We start from the raw sequence: 25,535 nt of genomic DNA, 5'->3' as shown, positions 1-25,535 counted from the left end.
AGTTTCAACAGGCCAGGGAAAAATCCCTGTATCTAAAAATGAGTAGTGACCGTGCCTGCTAACAGCCACACTCGTTCGGTCATTCTGACCGAATCAGTCGACGCGGCGCGATGCGCCCGTCTTCGCTCACTTCACCGATACCGATGAAGCGACCATTGTGATCCTGTACCCGTACCATGCCGAACTTCGGGGCATCCGGGGCGCGTACCGGCTGGCCGTTGAGCCAGTAGAACGCACTCGCTTCCGAGAACTGCAACAGTGGCCAATCCAGCAGGCCGCTGTCCGATGGCATCAGGAAGCGGTCGACCGCCTCGTTGCCGCCTTCGGCATGTACCGCTTCCAGCTCTTCGAGGGTAACGGTCTGCGCCAGGGTGAAAGGCCCGGCCTGGGTACGTCGCAGTTCTGCAACGTAAGCGCCACAACCGAGTTGCTCACCGATATCCTCCACCAGGGTGCGGATATAGGTGCCTTTGGTGCAATCCACCGCAAGCCGCGCAGTATCACCTTCGAAGGCCAGCAATTCCAAGCGCGTAATAGTAACAGAACGCGCTTCGCGCTCCACTACTTCACCTGCACGGGCCAGCTTGTACAGGGGCTGCCCGTCACGCTTGAGGGCCGAGTACATGGGCGGTATCTGACTGATTTGCCCACGAAATTGCGGCAACACAGCTTCGATATCGGCCTGACCAACGGTCACCGGGCGCTCCTGCAAAACCTCACCCTCGGCATCGGCCGTGGTGGTGGTCTTGCCCAGCTGCGCCAGGGTTTCGTAACCCTTGTCGGAATCGAGCAGGTACTGCGAGAACTTGGTGGCCTCACCGAAGCACAGCGGCAACACGCCAGTGGCCAGCGGATCGAGACTGCCGGTGTGCCCGGCCTTCTCGGCGTTGAGCAACCAGCGGACCTTCTGCAAGGCCGCGTTGGAGGTGAATCCCAGCGGTTTGTCGAGCAGGATGATGCCACTGACGTTACGACGGATACGTTTGACCTGAGCCACCGATTACTCCTTGGTGTCTTCGGCTTGTGCCGCAACCGAGTGCTGGTTGTCTTCGGCTACTGCACGCTCGATCAAGGCCGACAGATGCGCACCGCGCACGACGCTTTCATCGTAGTGGAAGTGCAACTGCGGAACGCTGCGCAGCTTCATCTCGCGAGCCAGCTGCATGCGCAGGAAACCGGCGGCGGAGTTGAGCACCTTGATGCTTTGCGCGATGTCTTCGTGGCTGTCCTGGCCCATTACGGTGATGAAGATCTTCGCGTGACCGACGTCACGGCTGACTTCCACAGCGGTAATGGTGACCAGGCCGACGCGCGGGTCTTTGACTTCACGACGGATCAGTTGTGCCAGCTCGCGCTGCATCTGATCGCCGATACGTTGGGTACGGCTGTATTCTTTTGCCATGTCTTGTTACCTGTTACTGCCCCACGGTGAAACCCGTGTGGTCTGAAAGCGGCAAACGCCCGGCCTGACAAAAGCCAGACCGGGCGTTGCGTTTAGAGTCCGGGCGATGCGCCGCGCAATTGCATGCGGCTGGCCATCACGGCTCTTGAAGTGCGCGAGTTAGAGGCTGCGAGCAACCTGAACCTTCTCGAAGACTTCGATCTTGTCACCGACCTTGACGTCGTTGTAGCTCTTCACGCCGATACCGCATTCCATGCCGGCACGTACTTCCGACGCGTCATCCTTGAAGCGGCGCAGGGATTCCAGCTCGCCTTCGAAGATAACGATGTCTTCACGCAGAACACGGATTGGACGGTTACGGTGAACGACACCTTCGATCACCATGCAACCGGCGATCGCGCCAAACTTCGGCGAACGGAACACGTCACGCACTTCGGCGATACCCAGGATGTTCTCGCGAACATCGCTGCCGAGCATGCCGGTCAGGGCTTTCTTGACGTCTTCGATGATGTCGTAGATCACGTTGTAGTAACGCATATCCAGACCTTCCTGCTCGACGATCTTGCGCGCGCCAGCATCGGCACGCACGTTGAAGCCGAACAGTACAGCGTTGGAGGCCAGTGCCAGGTTGGCGTCGGATTCGGTGATACCACCGACACCGCCACCGACCACACGCACTTGCACTTCGTCGTTACCCAGGCCGTTCAAGGCACCGTTCAACGCTTCCAACGAACCACGGACGTCGGATTTGAGGACGATGTTGAGCGTCTTCTTCTCTTCCTGGCCCATGTTTTCGAAGATGTTTTCCAGCTTGCCGGCGTGAGCACGGGCCAGCTTGACTTCGCGGAACTTGCCTTGACGGAACAGAGCCACTTCACGGGCTTTCTTCTCGTCGGCAACCACGCTCATCTCGTCGCCAGCGTCCGGGGTACCGTCCAGGCCGAGGATCTCGACAGGGATGGCCGGACCGGCTTCCTTGATTGGCTTGCCGTTCTCGTCGAGCATGGCACGTACACGGCCGTAGTTCGAACCGACCAGGACCATGTCGCCTTGACGCAGGGTACCGTCTTGAACCAGCACGGTAGCCACCGGGCCACGGCCCTTGTCCAGGCGGGACTCAACCACGACACCACGGCCAGGAGCCGATGGGGTAGCGGTCAGTTCCAGGACTTCGGCTTGCAACAGAACGGCTTCGAGCAGTTCGTCGACGCCAGTACCCATCTTCGCCGAGACCGGTACGAATGGAGTGTCACCACCCCACTCTTCCGAGGTCACGCCGTGTACCGACAGTTCGCTACGGATGCGATCGAGGTCAGCACCTGGCTTGTCGATCTTGTTCACCGCGACAACCAGCGGAACGCCAGCAGCCTTGGCGTGCTGAACTGCTTCGATGGTCTGCGGCATCACGCCGTCGTCCGCTGCAACCACCAGGATCACGATGTCGGTCGCCTTGGCACCACGGGCACGCATTGCGGTAAACGCGGCGTGACCAGGGGTGTCGAGGAACGTCACCATGCCACGGTCGGTTTCAACGTGGTACGCACCGATGTGCTGGGTGATACCACCGGCTTCGCCAGCAGCTACCTTGGCACGACGGATGTAGTCGAGCAGGGAAGTCTTACCGTGGTCAACGTGGCCCATTACGGTCACGACTGGTGCACGGGAAACAGCCTCGCCTTCAAACTTCAGGGACTCGGCCAGGGAATCTTCCAGGGCGGTGTCGCTGACCAGGGTCACTTTGTGGCCCAGCTCTTCGGCAACCAGCTGGGCAGTTTCCTGGTCCAGTACCTGGTTGATGGTCGCTGGGGTACCCAGTTTGAACATGAACTTGATGATTTCAGCAGCCTTCACCGACATCTGTTGGGCGAGATCGCCAACAGTGATGGTTTCGCCGATCTTCACTTCGCGCACGACAGGGCCGGTTGGGCTCTGGAAACCGTGGGCGTTGCGTTTCTTCAGCTTGGCCTTGCCACGACCACCACGACGGAAGCCATCGCTTTCTTCGTCGGTAGTACGTGGGGCAACACGTGGCGCTGGCGCCTTTTCCTTGACCGAAGCACGATGCGGAGCGTTTTTGCGCTCGCCATCGCCACTACCGCGACGATTGCTGTCGTCGGCACGTGGTTTGTCCGGACGACGCTGTTCGTCACGCTTGCGGGCATCGGCTGCAGGTGCCAGAGCGGCTGCCACGACCGGTGCGCTTTCGCGCACAGGCTCGGCCACCGCAGCGGGCGCTGCAACGGGTTGGGCTGGAGCGGTCGGTGCAGCAGCAGGCTGGCGACGCGCTTCTTCTTCGGCGCGGCGCTTGGCTTCTTCTTCAGCCTTCTGACGTGCAGCATTTTCTACTGCGCGACGTTCATCCAGTTCACGCTTGCGCTCGGCTTCGATTTCTTCCGGGCTGCGCTGTACGAAGACTTTCTTCTTGCGTACTTCAACGCTGATGCTTTTGCTGCCAGCAACACGCAGGGTGCTGGTGGTTTTACGCTGCAGCGTAATCTTGCGTGGTTCTTCCACTTTCGCCTTGTGGCTGCTTTTCAAGTGAGTCAGCAACGATTGCTTCTCACTGTCAGTCACACTTTCTTCGGCGGCGGTGTGCGGCAGACCTGCCTCACGCATCTGCTGCAACAGGCGCTCTACCGGTGTTTTGACCTCATCGGCCAGTTGTTTCACCGTGACTTGCGTCATGCACTTCTCTCCTCAGGCCGCGCCTAATTACTCGAACCAGTGGGCTCGGGCGGCCATGATCAACTTGCCGGCACGATCATCGTCAATGCCGTCGATGTCGAGCAGGTCGTCAATAGACTGCTCGGCCAGGTCTTCGCGGGTAATTACGCCGCGCACCGCCAGTTCCATCGCCAAATCCTTGTCCATACCCTCAAGCGAGAGCAGGTCTTCGGCCGGATGGGCGTCTGCCAGCTTTTCCTCAGTAGCGATGGCTTTGGTCAACAAACGATCCTTGGCACGAGCGCGAAGCTCGTTGACGATTTCTTCGTCAAAGCCGTCGATGTTGAGCATTTCTTCCAACGGTACGTAGGCAATCTCTTCCAGGCTGGTGAAGCCTTCATCGACCAGCACCTGTGCCAGCTCTTCGTCGACTTCCAGCTCGTCGATGAAGTTGCGCAGGATGTCGCCGGTTTCTGCTTGCTGTTTAGCCTGGATGTCCGATTCGGTCATCACGTTCAGGGTCCAGCCAGTCAACTGGCTGGCCAGACGCACGTTCTGACCACCACGACCGATGGCCTGAGCCAGATTGTCTGCGCCGACGGCGATGTCCATTGCATGGGCATCTTCGTCAACGATAATTGCCGCAACCTCGGCCGGGGACATGGCGTTGATCACGAACTGAGCCGGGTTATCGTCCCACAGGACGATGTCCACACGCTCACCGCCCAACTCACCCGACACTGCCTGGACGCGCGAACCGCGCATACCGATGCAAGCGCCCTGCGGGTCGATGCGTTTGTCCTTGGAGCGCACGGCGATCTTGGCGCGCGAACCCGGATCACGGGACGCAGCCATTACTTCGATCAGGCCTTCGGCAATTTCCGGCACTTCGATGCGGAACAACTCGATCAGCATTTCCGGCGCGGTACGCGACAGGATCAACTGTGGGCCGCGGTTCTCGGTGCGGATTTCCTTGAGCAGCGCACGCAAGCGCACGCCAACCCGGAAAGTTTCGCGAGAAATGATGTCTTCACGGGCCAGCAACGCTTCAGCGTTGTTACCCAGGTCGACGATCACGTTGTCGCGGGTGACTTTTTTCACGGTGCCGGAGATGATTTCACCCAGGCGCTCGCGGTAAGCGTCAACAACCTGGGCGCGCTCGGCTTCGCGAACCTTCTGCACGATGACTTGCTTGGCAGTCTGTGCAGCGATGCGGCCGAACTCGATCGATTCGATCTTCTCTTCTACAACGTCACCGACCTTGGCGCCAGGGTGCGTTTCAGCAACCTTGCTCGGCCAGGTTTCGATGGCCGGATCGTCCAGGTTTTCTTCTTCGACGACCGTCCAGCGACGGAAGGTTTCGTAAGCACCGGTGTGGCGGTTGATTTCCACACGCAGATCAACTTCGTCTTCAAAACGCTTTTTGGTAGCCGTGGCCAGAGCCAGCTCCAGCGCTTCAAAAATTACGCTTGCCGGTACACCCTTTTCATTGGATACCGACTCAACAACCAGCAGTACTTCTTTGCTCATCGTACGCCTCGCCTTTCGCAAGCCATTGGATCCGCGGGATCCGCAGTATCTGGCACGCCTCAGTCAAAACTGGGAATAATGTTGGCCTTGTCGATCATATCGATCGGCAACAGGAACTCATGGTCATCTACCTGCACCACGACGTCCTGCTCTTCTACACCGCGCAGAAGGCCCTGAAAGTTGCGTCGTCCTTCAAAAGGCGAGCGCAGCTTGATCTTCACTTGTTCACCGGCAAATTTTGCAAACTGCTCAAGAGTGAACAGCGGGCGTTCCATGCCTGGCGAGGAAACTTCGAGGGTGTATTCAACGGAGATCGGATCTTCAACATCCAGTACACCGCTGATCTGACGGCTGACGATGGCACAATCGTCCACCAGCACACCGCCCTCTTTATCGATATAAACGCGCAACATCGAGTGACGACCCTGAGCCGAAAACTCGATACCCCAGCATTCATAGCCTAGGGCCACGACCACCGGGGCCAGCAAGGCCTGCAACTCTTCTAGCTTGCTCGACACCTGAACCCCCTCGTGCATGTATGTGCATGCTGTGCAAAATAAAAAAATGGGCGAAACGCCCATCCTTGAAACGCCGTCGAACAGCGGCGCTGGAAGTGTCCAGCTAACAAAAAGCCCCTTAAAAGGGGCTCCTTAAACTGGTTGCGGGGGCCGGATTTGAACCGACGACCTTCGGGTTATGAGCCCGACGAGCTACCAGACTGCTCCACCCCGCGACAAAGCTGGGGCGGAAGTATACGACCGATCCCCTACAGGGTCAATGTAACCTTCCACCTGCAAGAAAGCCCGCAACAGCGGGCTCTCCTGACTAATTGGTACCGAGAAGGGGACTCGAACCCCTACACCCTATGGGCACAACCACCTCAAGGTTGCGTGTCTACCAATTCCACCACCTCGGCAATACTACGTTTGAAACCCTTCTTACTTCTGCTCTTGAGCTGGAGGTACGTCAGTCGCTGGAGTAGCCGACTTTTGCTCTTGAAGCACCGGGACATCATCAGAAGCCGGTTGTTGCTTTGGAACTTCCAACACTGCCGGGTTTGGCAAACCTACTTGAGTCAGCTGGTGAGCTTTCTCTTTAGCAAAGTAACCTAACCCTAAGCTGGTTATGAAGAAACCTGCGGCAAGTATAGCAGTAAACTTACTAAGAAAGGTAGAGGAACCTTGGCTTCCGAACACAGTATTTGAAGCACCTGCTCCGAAAGACGCGCCAGCGTCCGCACCTTTACCCTGCTGCAGCAAAACCAGAGCTACTACGCCCAATGCACCCAGCAGATGAAAAACGACTACGACTGTTTCCAGCATTTTTTCAGTTTCCCGCGGCGCGACAAATCGCACCGAACTCATCTGCATTCAGGGAAGCCCCACCAATGAGGCCCCCATCGATATCCGGCATGCCGAACAGTTCGACCGCATTGGCCGCCTTCACGCTGCCGCCGTATAGAAGCCGCACACCTTGTGCGATTTCAGAATTCTCTGCCGCCAACTGTGCGCGGATGGCTGCGTGCACATCCTGCGCCTGTTGCGGCGAAGCAGTCAGCCCGGTGCCAATGGCCCAGACCGGCTCGTAAGCGATTACTGCCTTGGCAAACACACCGACACCCAGCTCGTCGATGATGCTGCCCAGTTGCTGCGAGACAACTTCAAGGGTCTTGCCGGCTTCACGCTGCTCCAGGGTTTCCCCTATGCACAACATCGGAACCAGACCGCTTGCCTGTGCCGCTGCAAACTTGCGAATCAGCACTTCGTCCTGCTCGCCCATTATCTGGCGGCGTTCGGAGTGCCCGACAAGCACCAGGGAACAACCTGCATCCACCAACTGACTTGGCGAGACCTCACCGGTCAGTGCACCTTGTCCGGATTCCACCGCAGAATTCTGCGCGCCGATCGAAACCGACTTTCCTTTCAAGCCATCAACCACTTGGCTGATATGCAACAAAGGCGGGAACACCGCTACCTCAACACCGCTCGGCAAGGCCAAGTCACATAGGCCGTCGATCAGCTCAGCGACGCTGGCGCGGGTACCGTGCATCTTCCAGTTACCAGCTACCATAGGGCGACGCATGCTGTACCTCGTCGGTCAAAGTGGGCGCAGATGTTACCCAACACAATCGAGGCTGGCAAGCCGAATTCAGGCAGAAACTTCAGTAACCAGTTTTGCCAGCTCTTCGGCGTAGCCGCGAACCAGGGTTTCGTCTTCGCCTTCGACCATCACACGCACCAGCGGCTCTGTCCCGGACTTGCGCAACAGAACCCGCCCGCGACCCGCCATGGCCTGGGTAACACGCTCGCTGGCTTCCTTAACCGACGCATGCTCTAGCGGGTTTGCACCGCCGCCGAAACGCACGTTGATCAACACCTGAGGACACTTGCGTAATGCCTGGCGTGCCTCTGCCAGGCCCTGGGAGCGAGTCTTCAATGCCATCAGCACCTGCAGCGCGGCAATGATTGCGTCACCGGTGGTGGTGTGATGGAAGCACACGATATGCCCCGAGTTCTCGCCACCCACCAGCCAGTTGCGTTCCAGCAGATCAGCGATCACATAACGGTCACCGACGTTGGCGCGCACGAAGGGAATCGCCAGGTCCGCCAGGGCGAGCTCCAGCCCCAGGTTACTCATCAATGTACCGACCACACCGCCTTGCAGCTTGTTCTGCTCATGCAGATCGCGAGCGATGATGTACAGCAGTTCGTCGCCGTCGACGATGGCACCGGTGTGATCGACCATCAGCACGCGATCACCGTCACCGTCGAACGCGATACCCAGGTCGGCATGCTCGGCCAGCACGGCAGCCTGAAGCTGGCCCATGTGGGTCGAACCGCAGTTGTCGTTGATATTCAAGCCATTGGGGTGCGCAGACAGGACCACGACCTCGGCACCCAGCTCGCGGAATACGCTCGGCGCCACCTTGTACGTGGCACCGTGAGCGCAGTCGATGACGACCTTCAGGCCGGCAAAGCTGGTGCCGGTCGGCACGCTGCTCTTGCAGAATTCGATATAACGACCGGAGGCGTCATTGATTCGCGAGACCTTGCCGATCTTGCTCGACTCAACCACGGTCATCGGGGTATCGAGCAGCTCTTCGATCATGTGCTCGATTTCATCGGGAAGCTTGGTGCCCTTCCCGGAGAAAAACTTGATGCCATTGTCGTCATGGGGATTGTGCGACGCACTGATCACGATGCCGGCTTCAGCATGGAAGGTGCGCGTCAGGTACGCGATGGCCGGCGTCGGCATCGGGCCCAGGAGCATCACGTCGGCACCCGCAGACGTCAGCCCGGCCTCGAGTGCCGATTCGAACATGTACCCGGAAATCCGCGTGTCCTTGCCTACCAGCACCTTGCACGCACCCATCTTGCGGAACGCCATGCCGGCAGCCCAGCCCAGCTTGAGCATGAAGTCAGGAGTGATCGGATAAACGCCGACCCGACCACGAATACCGTCGGTGCCAAAATATTTCTTAGTCATAATTACTCCATCTTTCTTATTCGGCTGATTCCACGGCGGTGATCATTTTCACCACATCAACTGTTTCAGCTACGTCATGGACACGCAATATACGCGCACCTTTGTGCGATGCCAGCGCCGCGAGGGCAAGACCGCCGTACAGGCGCTCCCCGACGGGACGATTCAACGCCTGACCGATCATGCTCTTGCGCGACACCCCAACCAACAGCGGGCGCCCCAAGGCATGCAAGGCTTCCATGTGCTTGAACAAGCTTAGATTGTGCTGCAGGTTTTTTGCGAAGCCAAAACCCGGATCGAGAATGATCCGCTCAGCCGGAATGCCCACCGCTGCGCATTGAGCCATGCGCTCGGCAAGAAACTGGCCCACCTCTTGGGTGACGTCCTGGTAGTGCGGGTTGTCCTGCATGTCACCCGGCTCACCGAGCATGTGCATCAGGCACACGGGCAAGCCGGTAGCCGCCGCCGCATCCAGCGCTCCTTCGCGGCGCAACGAACGCACGTCATTGATCAAGCCGGCACCGAGTCGCGCTGTTTCGCGCATGACCGCGGGTGTGGAGGTATCAACGGAGATGATCACATCCAGCTCACGGTGGATCCGCTCGACGATCGGCGCCACGCGCTCCAGCTCTTCGAGCGGAGAAACCGCCCTGGCGCCCGGACGAGTGGACTCGCCGCCGACATCGATCAATGTGGCGCCAGCCGCGACCATGGCTTCGGCATGGCGCAACGCCGCATCGAGCTGGCTGAATTGACCACCATCGGAGAAAGAATCGGGAGTGACATTGAGAATGCCCATGACATGCGTCTGGGCCAAATCAAGAACCCGGTTGCCGCAAGGCAACCGGGTCGAGGACTGAACAAAAGTCATTTCAAACCTTAAACGTCAGCAGCGGGACCGCCGATAGGTGTTTCCGGACGTTCGCCCTGCACTGCCGGAGGGGTGCCGGATGTACCGGTACCGCCCGACCAGTCGCGAGGTTCGCGAGGGGTGCGTCCAGCCATGATGTCGTCGATCTGCTCGGCATCGATGGTTTCATACTTCATCAGGGCATCGGCCATGGCGTCGAGTTTGTCACGGTTGTCCGTGAGAATCTGCTTGGCCGTGCCGTAGCACTGGTCGATGATGCTGCGCACTTCGGAGTCGATCAGCTTGGCTGTCTCACCGGAGAAACTTGCACTCTGGCCACCGCCGCCGCGACCGAGGAACACTTCGCCCTCTTCTTCGGCGTACATCAGCGGACCAAGCTTCTCGGAAAGGCCCCACTTGGTCACCATGTTCCGCGCAATCTGGCTGGCACGCATGATGTCGTTCGATGCACCGGTGGTGACGCCATCGAAGCCCAGGGTCATTTCTTCAGCGATACGGCCACCGTAGAGCGAGCAGATCTGGCTGATCAGTGCGCGCTTGGACAGGCTATAGCGATCTTCCTCCGGCAAGAACATGGTCACACCCAGCGCACGACCGCGCGGGATGATCGAGACCTTGTACACCGGATCATGCTCAGGCACGACGCGACCGACAATGGCGTGGCCAGCTTCGTGATAAGCGGTGTTCTGCTTTTCTTTCTCGGACATGACCATGGATTTGCGCTCGGCACCCATCATGATCTTGTCTTTGGCCAGTTCGAACTCTTTCATCTCGACGATGCGCTTGCCGGCACGGGCAGCGAACAACGACGCCTCGTTGACCAGGTTGGCCAGGTCGGCACCGGAGAAACCAGGGGTACCACGAGCGATCACGGCCGGAGCGACGTCATCACCCATTGGCACTTTGCGCATGTGGACCTTGAGAATCTGTTCGCGACCACGGATATCCGGCAGACCGACCACGACCTGACGGTCGAAACGGCCTGGACGCAGCAACGCAGGGTCCAGTACGTCGGGACGGTTGGTCGCGGCAATCACGATGATGCCGTCATTCATTTCGAAGCCGTCCATCTCCACCAGCAACTGGTTGAGAGTCTGCTCGCGCTCATCGTGACCACCGCCCATGCCGGCACCACGGTGGCGACCGACGGCGTCGATTTCATCGATGAAGATGATGCATGGCGCGTGTTTCTTGGCCTGCTCGAACATATCGCGAACACGGCTGGCACCGACACCGACGAACATTTCGACGAAATCGGAACCGGAAATGGTAAAGAAAGGCACCTTGGCTTCGCCGGCAATCGCCTTGGCCAGCAAGGTTTTACCGGTGCCCGGAGGACCGACCATCAGTACGCCGCGAGGAATGCGGCCACCCAGGCGCTGGAACTTGCCCGGATCACGCAGGAACTCGACCAGCTCGCCGACTTCTTCCTTGGCTTCGTCGCAACCTGCAACGTCTGCCAGGGTGGTTTTCACCTGGTCTTCGGAGAGCAGGCGCGCCTTGCTCTTGCCGAAGCTCATAGGGCCACCCTTGCCACCGGCACCGCCCTGCATCTGGCGCATGAAGAACATGAACACCGCGATGATCACCAGGATCGGGAAGCTCGCCACCAGGAGTTGAGTCCAGATGCTTTGCTGCTCAGGCTGCTTGCCTTCGACCACGACGTGGTTGTCCACCAGGTCGCCGATCAGGCCGTTGTCCTGGATTGCCGGACGAATGGTCTTGAAGCTGTCGCCATCGTTGCGTTTGCCGGTAATCACGTAGCCATCAACCGCCACGCGCTCGACCTTGCCATCCTTGACCTGCTGGATGAAGTCGGAATAGTTGAGGGTCTGCGGCTCGTTAGGGCTGGAGAAGTTGTTCATCACCGTCACCAGGACAGCCGCGATGATCAACCACAGGATCAGATTCTTTGCCATATCGTTCAATTAACTACCCTCTGAAGCAAGCGCCGCGTTGGCGCGCGCTTCGCATGATATTCACCGGCCTAACTTACTACATTACCTACAACTCTGGCAGGCGCCGTCTGTAACCCTTTGTGAAACACTTTCTACACAATATTCGCTTATGCACGCGAGGCGAAATACGAAAAACCTATCACCCCGCCAAAAAACCTCGTTTTACTCACTGCGACCGCGATAGCCCCAAGCCAGCATGTATTGCTCGCGAGAGCTGCCACGCGAAGAGTCCGGCTTGAGCATCTGGATCTTGTCGAATTTCTTGCGAGCGTCCTTCAGGTAGACATCGAAACCTTCGCCCTGAAAGATCTTGATCACGAAATTACCACCAGGTTTGAGTATCCGCTCAGCCAAATCAAGTGCCAGCTCGCACAGGAACATGGCTTTGGGCATGTCCACTTCAGGCGTACCACTCATATTGGGGGCCATATCGGAAATCACAAGGTCCACCTGCGAATTACCGACGGCCTCAAGGATCCGGGCGAGCACTTCGTCCTGGGTGAAGTCACCCTGGATGAAAGTCACGTCCGGAATGCCGTCCATTTCCAGGATGTCCGAGGCGATCAGACGACCCTGGCCACCGATCAGCCGGCTGGTGACCTGCGACCAGCCACCGGGCGCCGCACCCAGGTCGACAACGCTCATGCCCGGACGGATCAGCTTGTACTTCTCCTGGATCTCCAGAAGCTTGTAACTCGCACGCGAGCGGTACCCGTCCTTCTGCGCTTGCTTCACATAGGGATCATTGACATGTCTTTTCAGCCACTCAAGGCTTGTCTTGGAACGCGCCATCGGGCACCTCGATGATAAGGGTCGTGATTAGTTGGGCGGATCCACGAACCCTCGGGTAAAATGGCCGCCATTTTACAGAATCCAGACGAAAGGGTCAGATTATGCCGCTCACTCAAGAGCAGAAGAAACAGTACAAATCCATTGGCCACCATCTGAAACCAGTTTTGATTGTGGCTGACAACGGTTTGACTGAAGGTGTGTTAGCCGAACTCGAACGCGCATTGGCGGATCACGAGCTGATCAAGATCAAGCTCAACATCCTCGATCGCGAATCGCGCCTGGCATCCATTGCCGAGCTGTGCAAGGTTGGCAAAGCGGATCTGGTACAGGTCATCGGCAAGATGGCACTGATTTACCGCAAGAACTTCAGCGTCAACAAGCAGCTGTCGAACGTCCATCGCTTCAAGTGATGACAAGGGTCAAGGGTGTGCTTCGCGCACCCTGCCACTCCATCCGGGTACCGGCTGCATGATCAGCACCAATCCCGAGAACCCCAGGACCATATAGCTGAACACCTGCCAGCGCTGCGCATCAGGCCAGCCGACAAGCACCGCGACAAACATCGCACACGCGCACAACGCGATCAGCAACACCTGCCCACGAAAATCCCGCCATAGACTGGCAAGGCCATTGGCCTGTACCAGCACCAAAGCCTGAAAGATCACGCACACGGCGGCAAACATCACCACCATGGTTTCGAACAAGCCGGCGATCTCATCGATCAGCAACGGTGCCAGGCCAATTCGGCCCAACACCGGCTGCAAGCCCAGATGTACCAGCCACAGGCCGCCGACCCACAACATCTGGGCCAGCTGCCAGAGCATGGCGCCCGCATGCAGCGGGCGCCTGGCTTCAGATGTGACGGACTTCGACAATCTCGTACTCGATAACGCCGCTTGGCGTTTTTACTGCAACCACATCACCCTCTTCCTTGCCGATCAAGGCACGGGCCAGGGGTGCGCCCACCGAAATCTTGCCGAGTTTGAAGTCTGCCTCGTCCTCTCCCACGATGTGGTAGGTGACGCGCTCATCCGTCTCGACGTTGGCGATTTCAACGGTGGTGCCGAAGATCACTTTGCCGGTGTGAGGAATGGTCGTGACATCGATGATGACCTGATTCTGGATCCGGCCTTCGATGTCACGAATCCGCGCCTCGACCATACCCTGCTGCTCGCGAGCAGCGTGATATTCGGCGTTTTCCTTCAAGTCACCCAACTCACGGGCCGTACCGATGTCCTGGCTGAGCTTCGGACGAACGACCTTGGTCAGGTGAGTGTGTTCTTCTTCCAGGGCGCGAGCGCCCTGAACGGTCATCGGGTACTTGGTTATGCTCATGCCTTCAATCCTGCGTGTAGATCCTGCAAGCGGCGTACGGTCTTCTCGGGACCGAACTTCAGCGCTTCGCAGATCGCTTCGCCAGCAGCAATGGTCGTGGTGCAGTAGATCTTGTGCTGCAGCGCGTTGCGACGAATGGAATAGGAGTCAGCGATCGACTGACGGCCTTCAGTGGTGTTGATGATCAGGGTGACTTCGTCATTCTTGATCATGTCGACTACGTGCGGACGCCCTTCGGTCACCTTGTTCACGCGGCGCACTTTCAGGCCTGCCGCTTCGATCAGCTTGGCGGTACCGGCAGTGGCAACCACTTCGAAGCCCAAGTTGATCAGATCACGGGCCACGCCCGCAACCAGTGGCTTGTCGTCATCACGAACACTGATGAACGCAGTACCGCCGGTCGGCAGCACTTCGCTGGCGCCCATCTGGGCCTTGGCGAATGCTTCACCGAAGGTGTCGCCCACGCCCATCACTTCACCGGTGGACTTCATCTCCGGGCCGAGGATCGGGTCAACACCAGGGAATTTGGCGAATGGGAACACCGCCTCTTTCACACTGTAGAAGTTCGGGATGATTTCCTTGGTGAAACCCAGCTCTTTCAGGGTTTTACCGGCCATCACGCGTGCGGCGATCATCGCCAGGGAAACACCGATGCACTTGGACACGAACGGTACGGTACGCGAAGCACGCGGGTTGACTTCGATGACGTAGATGTCTTCGCCTTGCAGCGCCAACTGAACGTTCATCAGGCCGACCACGCCCAGCTCCAGGGCCATTTTCTTGACCTGTTCGCGCATCTCGTCCTGGATGTGCGCCGGCAGCGAGTACGGCGGCAGCGAGCATGCCGAGTCACCGGAGTGAACGCCAGCCTGCTCGATGTGCTGCATGATTGCGCCGATGACGACGTCTTTACCGTCGCAGACCGCATCCACGTCCATTTCGATGGCGCAGTTGAGGAAGTGGTCCAGCAGCACCGGGCTGTCGTTGGACACTTGAACCGCTTCACGCAGGTAGCGCTTGAGTTCTTCTTCTTCGTAGACGATTTCCATCGCACGACCGCCCAATACGTAGGACGGACGCACCACCAGCGGGTAACCGATCTTGGCGGCTGCACGAATCGCTTCGTCTTCGCTGCGCACGGTGGCGTTTGGCGGCTGACGCAGGTTCAGGCGCTGGACCATCTGCTGGAAGCGCTCGCGGTCTTCGGCACGGTCGATGGCGTCAGGGCTGGTGCCGATGATCGGCACGCCTGCGGCTTCCAGGGCACGGGCCAGTTTCAGCGGGGTCTGGCCGCCGTACTGGACGATCACGCCTTTTGGCTTCTCGACGCGGACGATTTCCAGCACGTCTTCCAGGGTCACTGGTTCGAAGTACAGGCGATCGGAGGTGTCGTAGTCGGTGGAAACGGTTTCCGGGTTGCAGTTGACCATGATGGTCTCGTACCCGTCATCGCGCAGGGCCAGTGCCGCGTGTACGCAGCAGTAGTCGAACTCGATGCCCTGGCCGATACGGTTAGGACCGCCGCCCAGGATCATGATCTTGTCGCGGCCCGATGGCGCGGCTTCGCACTCTTCTTCGTACGTCGAATACAGGTACGCGGTATCGGTGGCGAACTCGGCGGCGCAGGTGTCGACGCGCTTGTAGACCGGGAAGATTTCCAGCTTGTGGCGGTGAGCACGCAGGCTCTTCTCGGTCACACCCAGCAGCTTGGCCAGGCGCATGTCGGAGAAGCCTTTGCGCTTGAGGCGGAACATCAGGTCGCGGTCGATGCTGGTCAGACCCAGGGTCTTGACCTTCTCTTCGTCCTTGATCAGGTCTTCCATCTGTACCAGGAACCACGGATCGATCATGGTCATGCCGAAGATGTCTTCAACACTCATGCCGGCGCGCATGGCGTCCGCCACGTACCAGATACGCTCGGCGCCCGGCACGGTCAGCTCGCGCTTGAGCACGCTCATGCTTTCCGGGTTGCTCAGGTCAACCTTCTCGTCCAGGCCGCAAACGCCTACTTCCAGGCCGCGCAGGGCTTTCTGCAGGGATTCCTGGAAAGTACGGCCGATGGCCATGACTTCACCGACCGACTTCATCTGAGTGGTGAGGCGCGCGTCAGCCTTGGCGAATTTCTCGAAGGCGAAACGTGGCAGCTTGGTCACGACGTAGTCGATGGACGGCTCGAAGGACGCCGGGGTCTTGCCGCCGGTGATGTCGTTCGACAGCTCGTCCAGGGTGTAGCCCACAGCCAGTTTGGCCGCGACCTTGGCAATCGGGAAGCCGGTGGCTTTCGAAGCCAGTGCCGACGAGCGGGATACACGCGGGTTCATCTCGATCACAACCATGCGGCCGGTGTTCGGGCAGATGCCGAACTGAACGTTGGAACCGCCGGTTTCCACGCCGATCTCGCGCAGTACCGCCAGGGAGGCGTTACGCAGGATCTGGTATTCCTTGTCGGTCAGGGTCTGTGCCGGTGCCACGGTGATCGAGTCACCGGTGTGCACGCCCATCGGGTCGAAGTTTTCGATGGAGCAGACGATGATGCAGTTGTCCTTCTTATCGCGGACAACCTCCATCTCGTATTCTTTCCAGCCGATCAGCGATTCGTCGATCAGCAGCTCTTTGGTCGGCGACAGGTCCAGGCCGCGGGCGCAGATTTCTTCGAACTCTTCACGGTTGTAAGCGATACCGCCACCGGTGCCGCCCATGGTGAAGGACGGACGGATGATGCACGGGAAGCCAAGCTTCTCGAGGACCGCATTGGCCTCTTCCATGCTGTGGGCGATACCGGAACGCGGGCACGCCAGGCCGATGGACTTCATCGCCTTGTCGAAACGCGAACGGTCTTCAGCCTTGTCGATGGTGTCGGCGTTGGCACCGATCATTTCTACGCCGAACTTCTCGAGAACGCCTTCACGCTCCAGGTCCAGGGCGCAGTTCAGTGCAGTCTGGCCGCCCATGGTTGGCAGCAGCGCGTCCGGACGCTCCTTCTCGATGATCTTGGCAACGGTCTGCCACTTGATCGGCTCGATGTAGGTGGCGTCGGCCATGGCCGGGTCGGTCATGATGGTGGCCGGGTTGGAGTTCACCAGGATGACGCGGTAACCCTCTTCGCGCAGGGCTTTGCAGGCCTGGGCGCCGGAGTAGTCGAATTCGCAGGCCTGGCCGATAACGATCGGGCCAGCGCCGAGAATCAGGATGCTTTTAATGTCTGTACGTTTTGGCATGGGTTTGTCACTCAAATCCGCAGGTCAGTCGGCAAGCCGTCTTGTTCAATCTGTGAAGACCCGAGGGGGCCACCGGTGTCGGGGCCGCCCTCAGGCTTTGCAACATCAGGGCGAGCGATCAGCGTCGCTTGGCCATCTCGTTGATGAAGCGATCGAACAGGGGTGCTACGTCGTTCGGGCCAGGGCTCGCTTCCGGGTGACCCTGGAAGCTGAAGGCGCTCTTGTCGGTACGCTCGATACCTTGCAGGGTGCCGTCGAACAGCGATTTGTGGATCGCGCGAACGTTGGCCGGCAGGGTCGCTTCGTCTACCGCGAAACCGTGGTTCTGGCTGGTGATCATCACAACACCAGTGTCCAGGTCCTGGACCGGGTGGTTGGCACCGTGGTGGCCGTGGCCCATTTTCAGGGTCTTGGCGCCGGAGGCCAGGGCCAGCAGCTGGTGACCTAGGCAGATGCCGAATACCGGGATCTCGGTTTCCAGCACGTCCTTGATCGCCTGGATCGCGTAGTCGCAAGGCTCCGGATCACCAGGGCCGTTGGACAGGAACACGCCGTCCGGCTTCAGGGCCAGTACATCGGCGGCAGGCGTCTGGGCAGGCACCACGGTCACACGGCAGCCGCGCTCGACCAGCATGCGCAGGATGTTCACCTTGACGCCGTAGTCGTAGGCCACCACGTGGTACGGCAGCTCGGAGGCTTCGATGGTTGCGTGGCTGTCGGTTTTCAGGTCCCAGACAGTCGAGCGCCACTCGTATTTCTCGGTGGTACTGACGACTTTCGCCAGGTCCATGCCCTTGAGGCCAGGGAAACCCTGGGCGGCGGCGATGGCGGCTTCTTCGGAAATGTTGTCACCGGCCATGATGCAGCCGTTCTGCGCGCCTTTTTCACGCAGGATGCGCGTCAGGCGGCGGGTGTCGATACCGGCGATGGCCACAACGTTGTTGGCCTTCAGGTAGTCGGACAGGGACATGGTGTTACGCCAGTTGCTCGCCACCAGTGGCAGGTCACGGATGACCAGGCCAGCCGACCAGACGCGGTTGGACTCGGCGTCTTCCGGCGTGGTGCCGGTGTTGCCGATGTGCGGGTAAGTCAGGGTAACGATTTGTTGGGCGTAGGAAGGATCGGTAAGGATTTCCTGATAGCCGGTCATTGCGGTGTTGAACACCACCTCACCAACGGTTTGACCGTCGGCTCCAATGGCTTCGCCGCGAAAAATGCTGCCATCAGCAAGGGCGAGTATGGCTGGCTTAGTCAAGAAGACCTCCCGTAAATAAAGCCTGAAAGGGCGATCGCAGGTTGTAAAAAAGCGGAGTGACGTATGGACACGTCACCCCGCTTCTTCACTGAATTATTCTGCGCGCTTTTAGTGGACACACTAAAGCTGTAGCTTACAGAAAAAGGCATTTTTGGTCTACCGCCAATGAGCCTTAAAGGCTGGAGAATGCGACAGGACGTCGCTTGGCGGGATAAAACCGGGCTCGAACGCTGTGCGCGAGCCCGATTTCGGGTGCATCTTAACGCAGGTCGAGCACGTCTTGCATGTCATAAAGACCAGGCTCGCGCCCATCCAGCCACAAAGCGGCACGGACCGCGCCCTTGGCGAAGGTCATGCGACTGGAGGCCTTGTGCGTGATTTCGACGCGCTCACCGTCGGCGGCAAACAACACGGTGTGATCACCGACGATGTCGCCAGCGCGAACAGTGGCAAAACCGATCGTCTCGCGCTCGCGAGCACCGGTCTGGCCTTCACGACCGTAAACCGCGACTTTCTTCAGGTCGCGACCCAGGGCGTCGGCAATCACTTCACCCATGCGCACGGCGGTACCAGACGGCGCATCGACCTTATGCCGATGGTGGGCTTCGGTGATCTCGATATCGACATCGTCACCCAGCACCCGAGCGGCGGTGTCGAGCAGCTTCAGGCACAGGTTTACGCCGACGCTGAAGTTGGCCGCGAAGACGATCGGGATTTCCTTGCCCGCCTCCACCAGCAACTGCTTCTCTTCAACGCTGAAGCCGGTAGTACCGATGATCATCGCCTTGTTGTGCTTACGGCAGAAGGCGAGGTTCTTCAGGGTCACCGTCGGGTGGGTGAAGTCGATCAGCACGTCGAACTCATCGACCACACGATCCAGATCCCCCGACAACGGCACACCGATGCGACCGATGGCCGCCAGCTCGCCAGCGTCCGCGCCGACCAGCGTGCTGTCAGGACGATCCACTGCCGCCGTCAGACCGGCACCCTGTGCTTGCTGCACGGCTTCGATCAGGGTTTTGCCCATGCGCCCGGCGGCGCCCATCACAGCTATACGTCGCATGCCTGTCTCCTTACAAATCGCCGAAGAAGCGCTTCACGCCTTCGAACCAGCCTGTGGTTTTCGGTGAATGACTGTTGTCGTCCGCCAGGGAGTTGCGGAACTCTTCGAGCATTTCACGCTGACGACGGCTCAGGTTGACCGGCGTCTCGACCGCCACACGGCACATCAAGTCACCCGCACCGCCGCCACGCACCGGCGCAACGCCCTTGCCACGCACGCGGAACTGCTTGCCGGTCTGGGTCCCTTCAGGGATTTTCAGCTTGACCCGACCATCGAGGGTCGGAATCTCCAGCTCGCCGCCCAGCGCCGCATCGACGAAGCTGATCGGCACTTCACAGAACAGGTGCTTGCCGTCACGCTGGAAGATCGAGTGCTCGCGCACGTTGATCACCACGTACAGATCGCCGGTCGGCCCGCCCATGGCGCCCGCCTCGCCTTCGCCCGACAAGCGAATGCGGTCACCGGTGTCGACACCGGCCGGCACTTTCACCGACAGGGTCTTGTACTCTTCGACACGACCTTCGCCGTGACAGGAGTCGCACGGGTCGGAGATGATCTTGCCCTGGCCATGGCAACGCGGGCAGGTTTGCTGCACCGAGAAGAAGCCTTGCTGCATGCGCACCTGGCCGATACCGCCACAGGTCGGGCAAGTCACTGGCGAGGAGCCTTTCTTGGCACCCGAGCCGTCGCACGGCTTGCAGTTGACCAGTGTCGGAACGCGGATATTCACGGTCGTGCCGCGCACCGCTTCTTCCAGGTCCAGCTCCAGGGTGTAGCGCAAGTCACTGCCACGCTGGGCACCGCCACGGGAACCACCGCGACCGCCACCGAAGAAGTCGCTGAAGACATCGCCGAAGATGTCGGAGAAGTTCTGACCGCCGAAACCGGCACCGCCGCCACCCATGCTCGGGTCTACACCGGCATGGCCGTACTGGTCGTACGCCGCACGCTTGCTGGAGTCGGACAGCACTTCGTAGGCCTCGTTGGCCTCCTTGAACATCTCTTCCGATGCCTTGTCATCAGGATTACGGTCCGGGTGGTGTTTCATCGCCAGGCGACGGTAAGCCTTTTTCAGGTCCGCCTCGCTTGAGCCTCGTTCAACACCCAATATCTCGTAATAGTCACGCTTTGCCATAAGTCTCTGCACTCTTGAGGACGTTCGACAAAACCCTCCTGAGTCTGCCGAACTCATTGAGCCCCAATACAGGCCCGGACCCAACTCACGTCAATTCAACGATCCTGGTCTTTGATTCTTGCGGTACTTGCGGCGCGAAAAGCAGGAGCATTTCCGGCCATACCACCAACATCCGAACGTTGTCGCATGCTGTAAAAATTCGCGTATTCCAGATACGCCAACGCGGGAGCAAGCTCCCGCGCGGCGACATCCTACCAGTCACCGCCGCAAGGCAGTCAACCGGCCGACCAACAACTTACTTGTGGTCTTTGACTTCTTCGAACTCAGCGTCGACCACGTCATCAGCCTTCTCGGCCGACTCACCTTGCGGCGCCGCGCCTTCAGCTGGCTGAGCCTGTTCGGCGTACATCTTCTGCGCCACTGGAGCGGAGACTTTCGACAGCTCTTCAACCTTGGCTTCGATAGCAGCCTTGTCGTCGCCTTTCACAGCGGCTTCCAGGGCAACCACGGCAGCTTCGATCGCAGTCTTCTCTTCAGCGCTTACCTTGTCGCCAGCATCGGCAACCATTTTGCGCGTCGAGTGAACCAGTGCATCGCCCTGGTTACGGGCAGCGGCCAGCTCTTCGAACTTGCGGTCTTCCTCGGCGTTGGCCTCGGCATCACGCACCATGCGCTCGATCTCTTCGTCGGACAGACCGGAGTTGGCCTTGATCACGATCGACTGAGTCTTGCCGGTGGCCTTGTCCTTGGCGCCTACGTGCAGGATACCGTTGGCGTCGATGTCGAAGGTCACTTCGATTTGTGGCACGCCACGTGGTGCTGGTGGAATCTCGGCCAGGTCGAACTTGCCCAGGGACTTGTTCTGTGCAGCCTGCTTACGCTCACCTTGCAGCACGTGAATGGTCACGGCGCCCTGGTTGTCGTCGGCAGTCGAGAACACTTGCGATTTCTTGGTAGGAATCGTGGTGTTTTTCTCGATCAGCGCGGTCATCACGCCACCCATGGTCTCGATACCCAGGGTCAGCGGGCTGACGTCCAGCAGCAGAACGTCTTTCACGTCACCGGCCAGTACCGCGCCCTGGATGGCAGCACCCATGGCGACAGCTTCGTCCGGGTTCACGTCTTTACGTGCTTCTTTACCGAAGAACTCGGTCACCAGTTTCTGAACCAGTGGCATACGGGTCTGACCGCCGACCAGGATCACGTCGTTGATCGCGCCGATCTCGATACCGGAGTCTTTCAGCGCAATGCGGCAAGGCTCGATGGTGCGTTGAACCAGGTCTTCAACCAGCGATTCCAGCTTGGCGCGGGAGATCTTCACGTTCAGGTGCTTTGGACCGGTGGCGTCTGCAGTGATGTACGGCAGGTTGACGTCGGTCGACTGAGCGGAAGACAGCTCGATCTTGGCTTTTTCAGCGGCTTCTTTCAGGCGCTGCATCGCCAGCGGATCACCCTTGAGGTTCATGCCGCTTTCTTTCTTGAATTCGTCGACGAGGTAGTCGATCAGACGAATGTCGAAGTCTTCACCGCCCAGGAACGTATCGCCATTGGTGGCCAATACTTCGAACTGGTGCTCGCCATCGACTTCAGCGATCTCGATCACGGAAACGTCGAACGTACCGCCACCCAGGTCATAAACGATCACGGTGTGATCGCCCTTGGCCTTGTCCATACCGTAAGCCAGAGCGGCTGCGGTTGGTTCGTTGATGATACGTTTCACATCCAGACCGGCGATGCGGCCGGCGTCCTTGGTCGCTTGACGCTGGCTGTCGTTGAAGTAGGCCGGAACGGTGATCACCGCTTCGGTCACTGGCTCGCCGAGGTAGTCTTCGGCGGTCTTCTTCATTTTCTTGAGGATTTCAGCCGAGATTTGTGGCGGTGCCATTTTCTGGCCGTTCACTTCAACCCAGGCGTCGTTGTTGTCAGCCTTGACGATCTTGTAAGGGACCATCTGGATGTCTTTCTGTACCACTTCTTCTTCGAAGCGACGACCGATCAGACGCTTCACCGCATACAGGGTGTTGTGCGGATTGGTCACAGCCTGACGCTTGGCGGACTGGCCAACCAGGATTTCGCCATCGTTGGCGTACGCGATGATCGACGGCGTGGTACGCGCGCCTTCTGCGTTTTCAATAACTTTGGCCTTGCCGTTTTCCAGCACGGAGACGCAGGAGTTGGTAGTCCCCAGGTCGATACCGATAATTTTGCCCATGTTCACTCTCCCGAAACTTTGGATTTGGTTGCCGCAGCAGTGGTGGCTAACTGCGGTAGCACTTAAACGCTTGACTTCTAAATGGGGGCCTTGCGGCTAATTTCAAGCCTGCTCGTCAATCGAAGGCGAAACTGGCGCAGGGGCCTTGCTGACCACGACCATGGCCGGGCGCAGCAGGCGTCCATTGAGCTGATAGCCCTTCTGGAACACCTTCAGAACACTGTTCGGCTCGAGGTCGGCGCTTTCCTGCATGGCCATTGCCTGATGCAGAACGGCGTTGAACGGTTCGCCGTGCGGATCGATCGCTTCCAGCTGATAACGTTTCAGGGTGTCCTGGAACATTTTCAGGGTCAGCTCGATCCCTTCGCGCATCGGACGAATGCTTTCGTCATCCGGGCTGGACAACTCCAGGCCGCGCTCCAGGCTGTCGATGATCGGCAGCAGGTCGCTGGCGAATTTTTCCAGCGCGAATTTGTGAGCCTTTTCCACATCCTGCTCGGCGCGACGGCGGACGTTCTGCAGATCGGCGGCTACACGCAAAGCCTGATCCTGCGCAGCTGCCAGTTGCTCTTCGAGCACTTGTACACGAGCCGCCAGGTCATCACCCGAAGCCTGGGAAGCCTGGTCGGCGTCTAGATTTTGCGTATCCACTGTCTGTTCGTCAGCCATAGAATTCTCCTTTCAATATCGTCCGCGAGCTCGACTCGCGCTTCTGTCCAGCTATATGGGGCCGCAAAATCCGGCTTCAAGGGGCTGGATGCGATTAACCCTACAAAAAGCTCTGCATTGTCATTCCCCGGCGCGCTAAGGATTTCGTCGGCTCAAGCGAAACGAGCTAACGAGGGGCATTGTCAGCCAGAAACAAAACACTGTATAAATAACCAGACCTAAAGCCTGGGAGCGGCCTTCATGCTGGTGCACCTGTCCGTACATAACTACGCCATCGTTGAACATCTCGATCTTGAACTGGATCGAGGAATGAGCGTGATCACAGGGGAAACCGGCGCCGGCAAGTCGATCATGCTCGACGCCCTGGGCCTGACCCTCGGCGACCGCGCCGACAGCGGCGTGGTCCGCCCCGGCGCAGACAAGGCCGATATCCTGGCCACCTTCGACCTGGTCGACATCCCGGAAGCCAGCACCTGGCTCGCCGAGCGCGACCTCGAGAACGATGGACCGTGCATCTTGCGCCGGGTCATCACCGCCGAAGGGCGCTCGCGCGGCTACATCAACGGCACGCCCTGCCCGCTGGGTGATCTCAAGGCCTTGGGTGAGCTGCTGATCGACATCCACAGCCAGCACGAACACCAGTCCCTGCTAAAGACCGACACCCACCGCCGCCTGCTCGACGAGTACGCCGGTGCCACGGACCTCGCCCGCCAGGTTCATCTGGCGGCCCAGCGCTGGCGCCAGACTCACCAGGAGCTTGAGCGACTGTCCAACTCCGGCGATGAGCAACGCGCCCGCCATCAGTTGCTCAGCTACCAGCTTGAAGAATTGGAAAACCTTGGCCTGGGCGACAACGAACTGGAAGAACTGGAACAGGAACACAAGAACCTGACAAACGCGGAAACCTTGCTGGGTATCTGCCGGCAAGTGGTGGAACAATGCAGCGAGAGCGATTCCGGCAATGTCCTGAACGCCCTGACGGCAAGCCTGAACCGCCTGTCGAGCGTGAACAGCTCGATTGGCGCGCTGGGCGAAGCCAGCAGCCTGCTGACCAGCGCGCAGATCCAGGTTGAAGAGGCCGTGGGTGAGCTGAACCGCTTCCTGGATAACTTCGACGCAGACCCGGCGCGCCTTCAATACCTGGAAGAACGCCTCGATGCGATCTACACCATGGCGCGCAAACACCGCATCCAGCCGACCGAGGTCGCCGAGATGCAGCAGCGCTTGCTGGATGAAATCGAAACCCTGAACGCCAACGATGAGTCCATCGAGCGACTGAGCGATGAGCTGGCATCCTATGCCCGTCATTATCAAGAGAAGGCTCGGGAGTTGAGCGACCTGCGCCACCAAGCCTCCAGCAGCCTGGCCAGCGCGGTGGAACAGGAGATCCAGCGCCTGGGCATGCCCGGCGGGCGCTTTGCCATCGAGCTGCGGCCGAACAACAGCAATGAATTGCTGCCGAACGGGCTTGAGCAGGTAGAACTGTTGGTCAGCGCGAACCCCGGGCAGCCTTTAAAAGCCCTGGCGAAGGTGGCATCGGGCGGCGAACTGTCGCGAATCAGCCTGGCCATCCAGGTCATCACCGCGCAAACCTCCCGCGTACCGACCCTGGTGTTCGACGAAGTGGACGTGGGCATCGGTGGCCCCACCGCGGAAATCGTCGGCCAGTTGCTGCGGCGTCTCGGCGAGCGCGGCCAAGTGCTGACAGTGACGCACTTGCCACAGGTGGCGGCGCAGGGCCATCAGCATTTGTTTGTGCATAAAGTGCGCGGTGAAGATGCCACTCGCACGGCCGTCTCCAAACTGAGCAAGAACGATCGCGTCGAAGAAGTGGCCCGGATGCTGGGCGGCATCGACCTGACCAAGGAATCCCTGGCTCACGCCAAGAAAATGGTCGTCACTGCAAAAATCTAAAGCGAACTGTAGGAGCTGCCGCAGGCTGCGATCT

Annotated in this window: 21 protein-coding genes and 2 tRNA genes; 2 read left to right on the top strand and 21 right to left on the bottom strand. The window is 59.2% G+C overall.

What is annotated here, in order from left to right; genetic code table 11:
* Positions 1 to 79: 79 nt before the first annotated feature.
* The 13 genes from truB to rlmE form a co-directional block, all read right to left on the bottom strand.
* A complete protein-coding gene (truB, locus tag DKB71_RS04345) occupies positions 80 to 997 on the bottom strand; it encodes a tRNA pseudouridine(55) synthase TruB (protein ID WP_274074065.1) in 918 nt (305 codons plus the stop codon).
* A 3-nt stretch (positions 998 to 1,000) separates the two neighbouring features.
* The gene (gene rbfA / locus DKB71_RS04340; protein WP_008057429.1) at positions 1,001 to 1,402 is read right to left on the bottom strand and encodes a 30S ribosome-binding factor RbfA; all 402 of its coding nucleotides are present in this window, start codon (positions 1,400 to 1,402) and stop codon (positions 1,001 to 1,003) included.
* Between the two features lie 159 nt (positions 1,403 to 1,561).
* The gene (gene infB, locus DKB71_RS04335) at positions 1,562 to 4,087 is read right to left on the bottom strand and encodes a translation initiation factor IF-2 (protein ID WP_408599713.1); all 2,526 of its coding nucleotides are present in this window, start codon (positions 4,085 to 4,087) and stop codon (positions 1,562 to 1,564) included.
* Between the two features lie 27 nt (positions 4,088 to 4,114).
* A complete protein-coding gene (gene nusA, locus DKB71_RS04330; RefSeq protein WP_274074067.1) occupies positions 4,115 to 5,596 on the bottom strand; it encodes a transcription termination factor NusA in 1,482 nt (493 codons plus the stop codon).
* A gap of 59 nt (positions 5,597 to 5,655) precedes the next feature.
* Entirely contained in the window at positions 5,656 to 6,114 is a 459-nt protein-coding gene (gene rimP, locus DKB71_RS04325; RefSeq protein WP_007915250.1) for a ribosome maturation factor RimP, read from the bottom strand.
* A 138-nt stretch (positions 6,115 to 6,252) separates the two neighbouring features.
* A tRNA-Met gene (locus tag DKB71_RS04320) sits at positions 6,253 to 6,329 on the bottom strand.
* Positions 6,330 to 6,426: 97 nt separating this feature from the next.
* Positions 6,427 to 6,512 (bottom strand) — tRNA-Leu (locus DKB71_RS04315).
* Between the two features lie 22 nt (positions 6,513 to 6,534).
* Positions 6,535 to 6,918, bottom strand: coding sequence for a preprotein translocase subunit SecG (secG, locus tag DKB71_RS04310; RefSeq protein ID WP_017336473.1), 384 nt, complete (start codon positions 6,916 to 6,918; stop codon positions 6,535 to 6,537).
* A 4-nt stretch (positions 6,919 to 6,922) separates the two neighbouring features.
* On the bottom strand, positions 6,923 to 7,678 hold the full coding sequence (gene tpiA / locus DKB71_RS04305) for a triose-phosphate isomerase (RefSeq protein ID WP_408599712.1): 756 nt from the start codon (positions 7,676 to 7,678) through the stop codon (positions 6,923 to 6,925).
* 66 nt (positions 7,679 to 7,744) lie between these two features.
* Positions 7,745 to 9,082 (bottom strand): phosphoglucosamine mutase, encoded by a 1,338-nt coding sequence (glmM, locus tag DKB71_RS04300; protein ID WP_274074069.1) that lies wholly within the window; start codon positions 9,080 to 9,082, stop codon positions 7,745 to 7,747.
* Positions 9,083 to 9,098: 16 nt separating this feature from the next.
* Positions 9,099 to 9,950, bottom strand: coding sequence for a dihydropteroate synthase (gene folP, locus DKB71_RS04295; RefSeq protein WP_408599711.1), 852 nt, complete (start codon positions 9,948 to 9,950; stop codon positions 9,099 to 9,101).
* Positions 9,951 to 9,958: 8 nt separating this feature from the next.
* Positions 9,959 to 11,869: an ATP-dependent zinc metalloprotease FtsH gene (ftsH, locus tag DKB71_RS04290; protein ID WP_020796530.1), complete on the bottom strand. Its 1,911-nt coding sequence runs from the start codon at positions 11,867 to 11,869 to the stop codon at positions 9,959 to 9,961.
* A 201-nt stretch (positions 11,870 to 12,070) separates the two neighbouring features.
* Complete coding sequence (gene rlmE / locus DKB71_RS04285; protein WP_274074071.1) at positions 12,071 to 12,700, bottom strand: 23S rRNA (uridine(2552)-2'-O)-methyltransferase RlmE; 630 nt, start codon at positions 12,698 to 12,700, stop codon at positions 12,071 to 12,073.
* Positions 12,701 to 12,801: 101 nt separating this feature from the next.
* Between rlmE and DKB71_RS04280 the strand changes: the two genes are divergently transcribed.
* On the top strand, positions 12,802 to 13,110 hold the full coding sequence (locus DKB71_RS04280; RefSeq protein WP_007942889.1) for a YhbY family RNA-binding protein: 309 nt from the start codon (positions 12,802 to 12,804) through the stop codon (positions 13,108 to 13,110).
* A gap of 9 nt (positions 13,111 to 13,119) precedes the next feature.
* On the opposite strand, the gene DKB71_RS04275 is transcribed toward DKB71_RS04280, so the two are convergent.
* The 8 genes from DKB71_RS04275 to grpE form a co-directional block, all read right to left on the bottom strand.
* Positions 13,120 to 13,524: an MFS transporter gene (locus tag DKB71_RS04275; RefSeq protein WP_274074072.1), complete on the bottom strand. Its 405-nt coding sequence runs from the start codon at positions 13,522 to 13,524 to the stop codon at positions 13,120 to 13,122.
* A 28-nt stretch (positions 13,525 to 13,552) separates the two neighbouring features.
* Positions 13,553 to 14,029, bottom strand: coding sequence for a transcription elongation factor GreA (greA, locus tag DKB71_RS04270; protein ID WP_274074139.1), 477 nt, complete (start codon positions 14,027 to 14,029; stop codon positions 13,553 to 13,555).
* A 2-nt stretch (positions 14,030 to 14,031) separates the two neighbouring features.
* Positions 14,032 to 17,253 (bottom strand): carbamoyl-phosphate synthase large subunit, encoded by a 3,222-nt coding sequence (gene carB, locus DKB71_RS04265; protein WP_274074073.1) that lies wholly within the window; start codon positions 17,251 to 17,253, stop codon positions 14,032 to 14,034.
* 118 nt (positions 17,254 to 17,371) lie between these two features.
* A complete protein-coding gene (gene carA / locus DKB71_RS04260) occupies positions 17,372 to 18,508 on the bottom strand; it encodes a glutamine-hydrolyzing carbamoyl-phosphate synthase small subunit (RefSeq protein ID WP_046820625.1) in 1,137 nt (378 codons plus the stop codon).
* 259 nt (positions 18,509 to 18,767) lie between these two features.
* Positions 18,768 to 19,571, bottom strand: coding sequence for a 4-hydroxy-tetrahydrodipicolinate reductase (gene dapB / locus DKB71_RS04255; RefSeq protein ID WP_408599710.1), 804 nt, complete (start codon positions 19,569 to 19,571; stop codon positions 18,768 to 18,770).
* Between the two features lie 10 nt (positions 19,572 to 19,581).
* Entirely contained in the window at positions 19,582 to 20,706 is a 1,125-nt protein-coding gene (gene dnaJ, locus DKB71_RS04250) for a molecular chaperone DnaJ (RefSeq protein WP_274074075.1), read from the bottom strand.
* A gap of 295 nt (positions 20,707 to 21,001) precedes the next feature.
* The gene (gene dnaK / locus DKB71_RS04245) at positions 21,002 to 22,918 is read right to left on the bottom strand and encodes a molecular chaperone DnaK (RefSeq protein ID WP_274074076.1); all 1,917 of its coding nucleotides are present in this window, start codon (positions 22,916 to 22,918) and stop codon (positions 21,002 to 21,004) included.
* A 102-nt stretch (positions 22,919 to 23,020) separates the two neighbouring features.
* Positions 23,021 to 23,587, bottom strand: a complete 567-nt coding sequence (gene grpE, locus DKB71_RS04240) for a nucleotide exchange factor GrpE (protein WP_274074077.1) — start codon at positions 23,585 to 23,587, stop codon at positions 23,021 to 23,023.
* 240 nt (positions 23,588 to 23,827) lie between these two features.
* Here grpE and recN point away from each other — a divergent pair, with 240 nt between their 5' ends.
* Positions 23,828 to 25,501, top strand: coding sequence for a DNA repair protein RecN (gene recN / locus DKB71_RS04235; protein WP_408599709.1), 1,674 nt, complete (start codon positions 23,828 to 23,830; stop codon positions 25,499 to 25,501).
* The last annotated feature ends 34 nt before the right edge of the window (positions 25,502 to 25,535 follow it).

Origin of the sequence: Pseudomonas sp. PLMAX (assembly GCF_046042685.1) — a bacterium.
GTDB lineage: Bacteria > Pseudomonadota > Gammaproteobacteria > Pseudomonadales > Pseudomonadaceae > Aquipseudomonas > Aquipseudomonas putida_AE.
This window is presented reverse-complemented; position numbering and strand designations above follow the sequence as displayed.

Excerpts from the sequence above, each read along its gene's own strand:
- DKB71_RS04280 (WP_007942889.1), top strand. The coding sequence starts at position 12,802 with ATGCCGCTCACTCAAGAGCAGAAGAAACAGTACAAATCCATTGGCCAC.
- rbfA (WP_008057429.1), bottom strand. The coding sequence starts at position 1,402 with ATGGCAAAAGAATACAGCCGTACCCAACGTATCGGCGATCAGATGCAG.
- dnaK (WP_274074076.1), bottom strand. The coding sequence starts at position 22,918 with ATGGGCAAAATTATCGGTATCGACCTGGGGACTACCAACTCCTGCGTC.
- infB (WP_408599713.1), bottom strand. The coding sequence starts at position 4,087 with ATGACGCAAGTCACGGTGAAACAACTGGCCGATGAGGTCAAAACACCG.
- carB (WP_274074073.1), bottom strand. The coding sequence starts at position 17,253 with ATGCCAAAACGTACAGACATTAAAAGCATCCTGATTCTCGGCGCTGGC.
- dnaJ (WP_274074075.1), bottom strand. The coding sequence starts at position 20,706 with ATGGCAAAGCGTGACTATTACGAGATATTGGGTGTTGAACGAGGCTCA.
- DKB71_RS04275 (WP_274074072.1), bottom strand. The coding sequence starts at position 13,524 with ATGCTCTGGCAGCTGGCCCAGATGTTGTGGGTCGGCGGCCTGTGGCTG.
- folP (WP_408599711.1), bottom strand. The coding sequence starts at position 9,950 with ATGACTTTTGTTCAGTCCTCGACCCGGTTGCCTTGCGGCAACCGGGTT.
- dapB (WP_408599710.1), bottom strand. The coding sequence starts at position 19,571 with ATGCGACGTATAGCTGTGATGGGCGCCGCCGGGCGCATGGGCAAAACC.
- secG (WP_017336473.1), bottom strand. The coding sequence starts at position 6,918 with ATGCTGGAAACAGTCGTAGTCGTTTTTCATCTGCTGGGTGCATTGGGC.
- recN (WP_408599709.1), top strand. The coding sequence starts at position 23,828 with ATGCTGGTGCACCTGTCCGTACATAACTACGCCATCGTTGAACATCTC.
- grpE (WP_274074077.1), bottom strand. The coding sequence starts at position 23,587 with ATGGCTGACGAACAGACAGTGGATACGCAAAATCTAGACGCCGACCAG.
- glmM (WP_274074069.1), bottom strand. The coding sequence starts at position 9,082 with ATGACTAAGAAATATTTTGGCACCGACGGTATTCGTGGTCGGGTCGGC.
- ftsH (WP_020796530.1), bottom strand. The coding sequence starts at position 11,869 with ATGGCAAAGAATCTGATCCTGTGGTTGATCATCGCGGCTGTCCTGGTG.
- nusA (WP_274074067.1), bottom strand. The coding sequence starts at position 5,596 with ATGAGCAAAGAAGTACTGCTGGTTGTTGAGTCGGTATCCAATGAAAAG.
- tpiA (WP_408599712.1), bottom strand. The coding sequence starts at position 7,678 with ATGCGTCGCCCTATGGTAGCTGGTAACTGGAAGATGCACGGTACCCGC.
- rlmE (WP_274074071.1), bottom strand. The coding sequence starts at position 12,700 with ATGGCGCGTTCCAAGACAAGCCTTGAGTGGCTGAAAAGACATGTCAAT.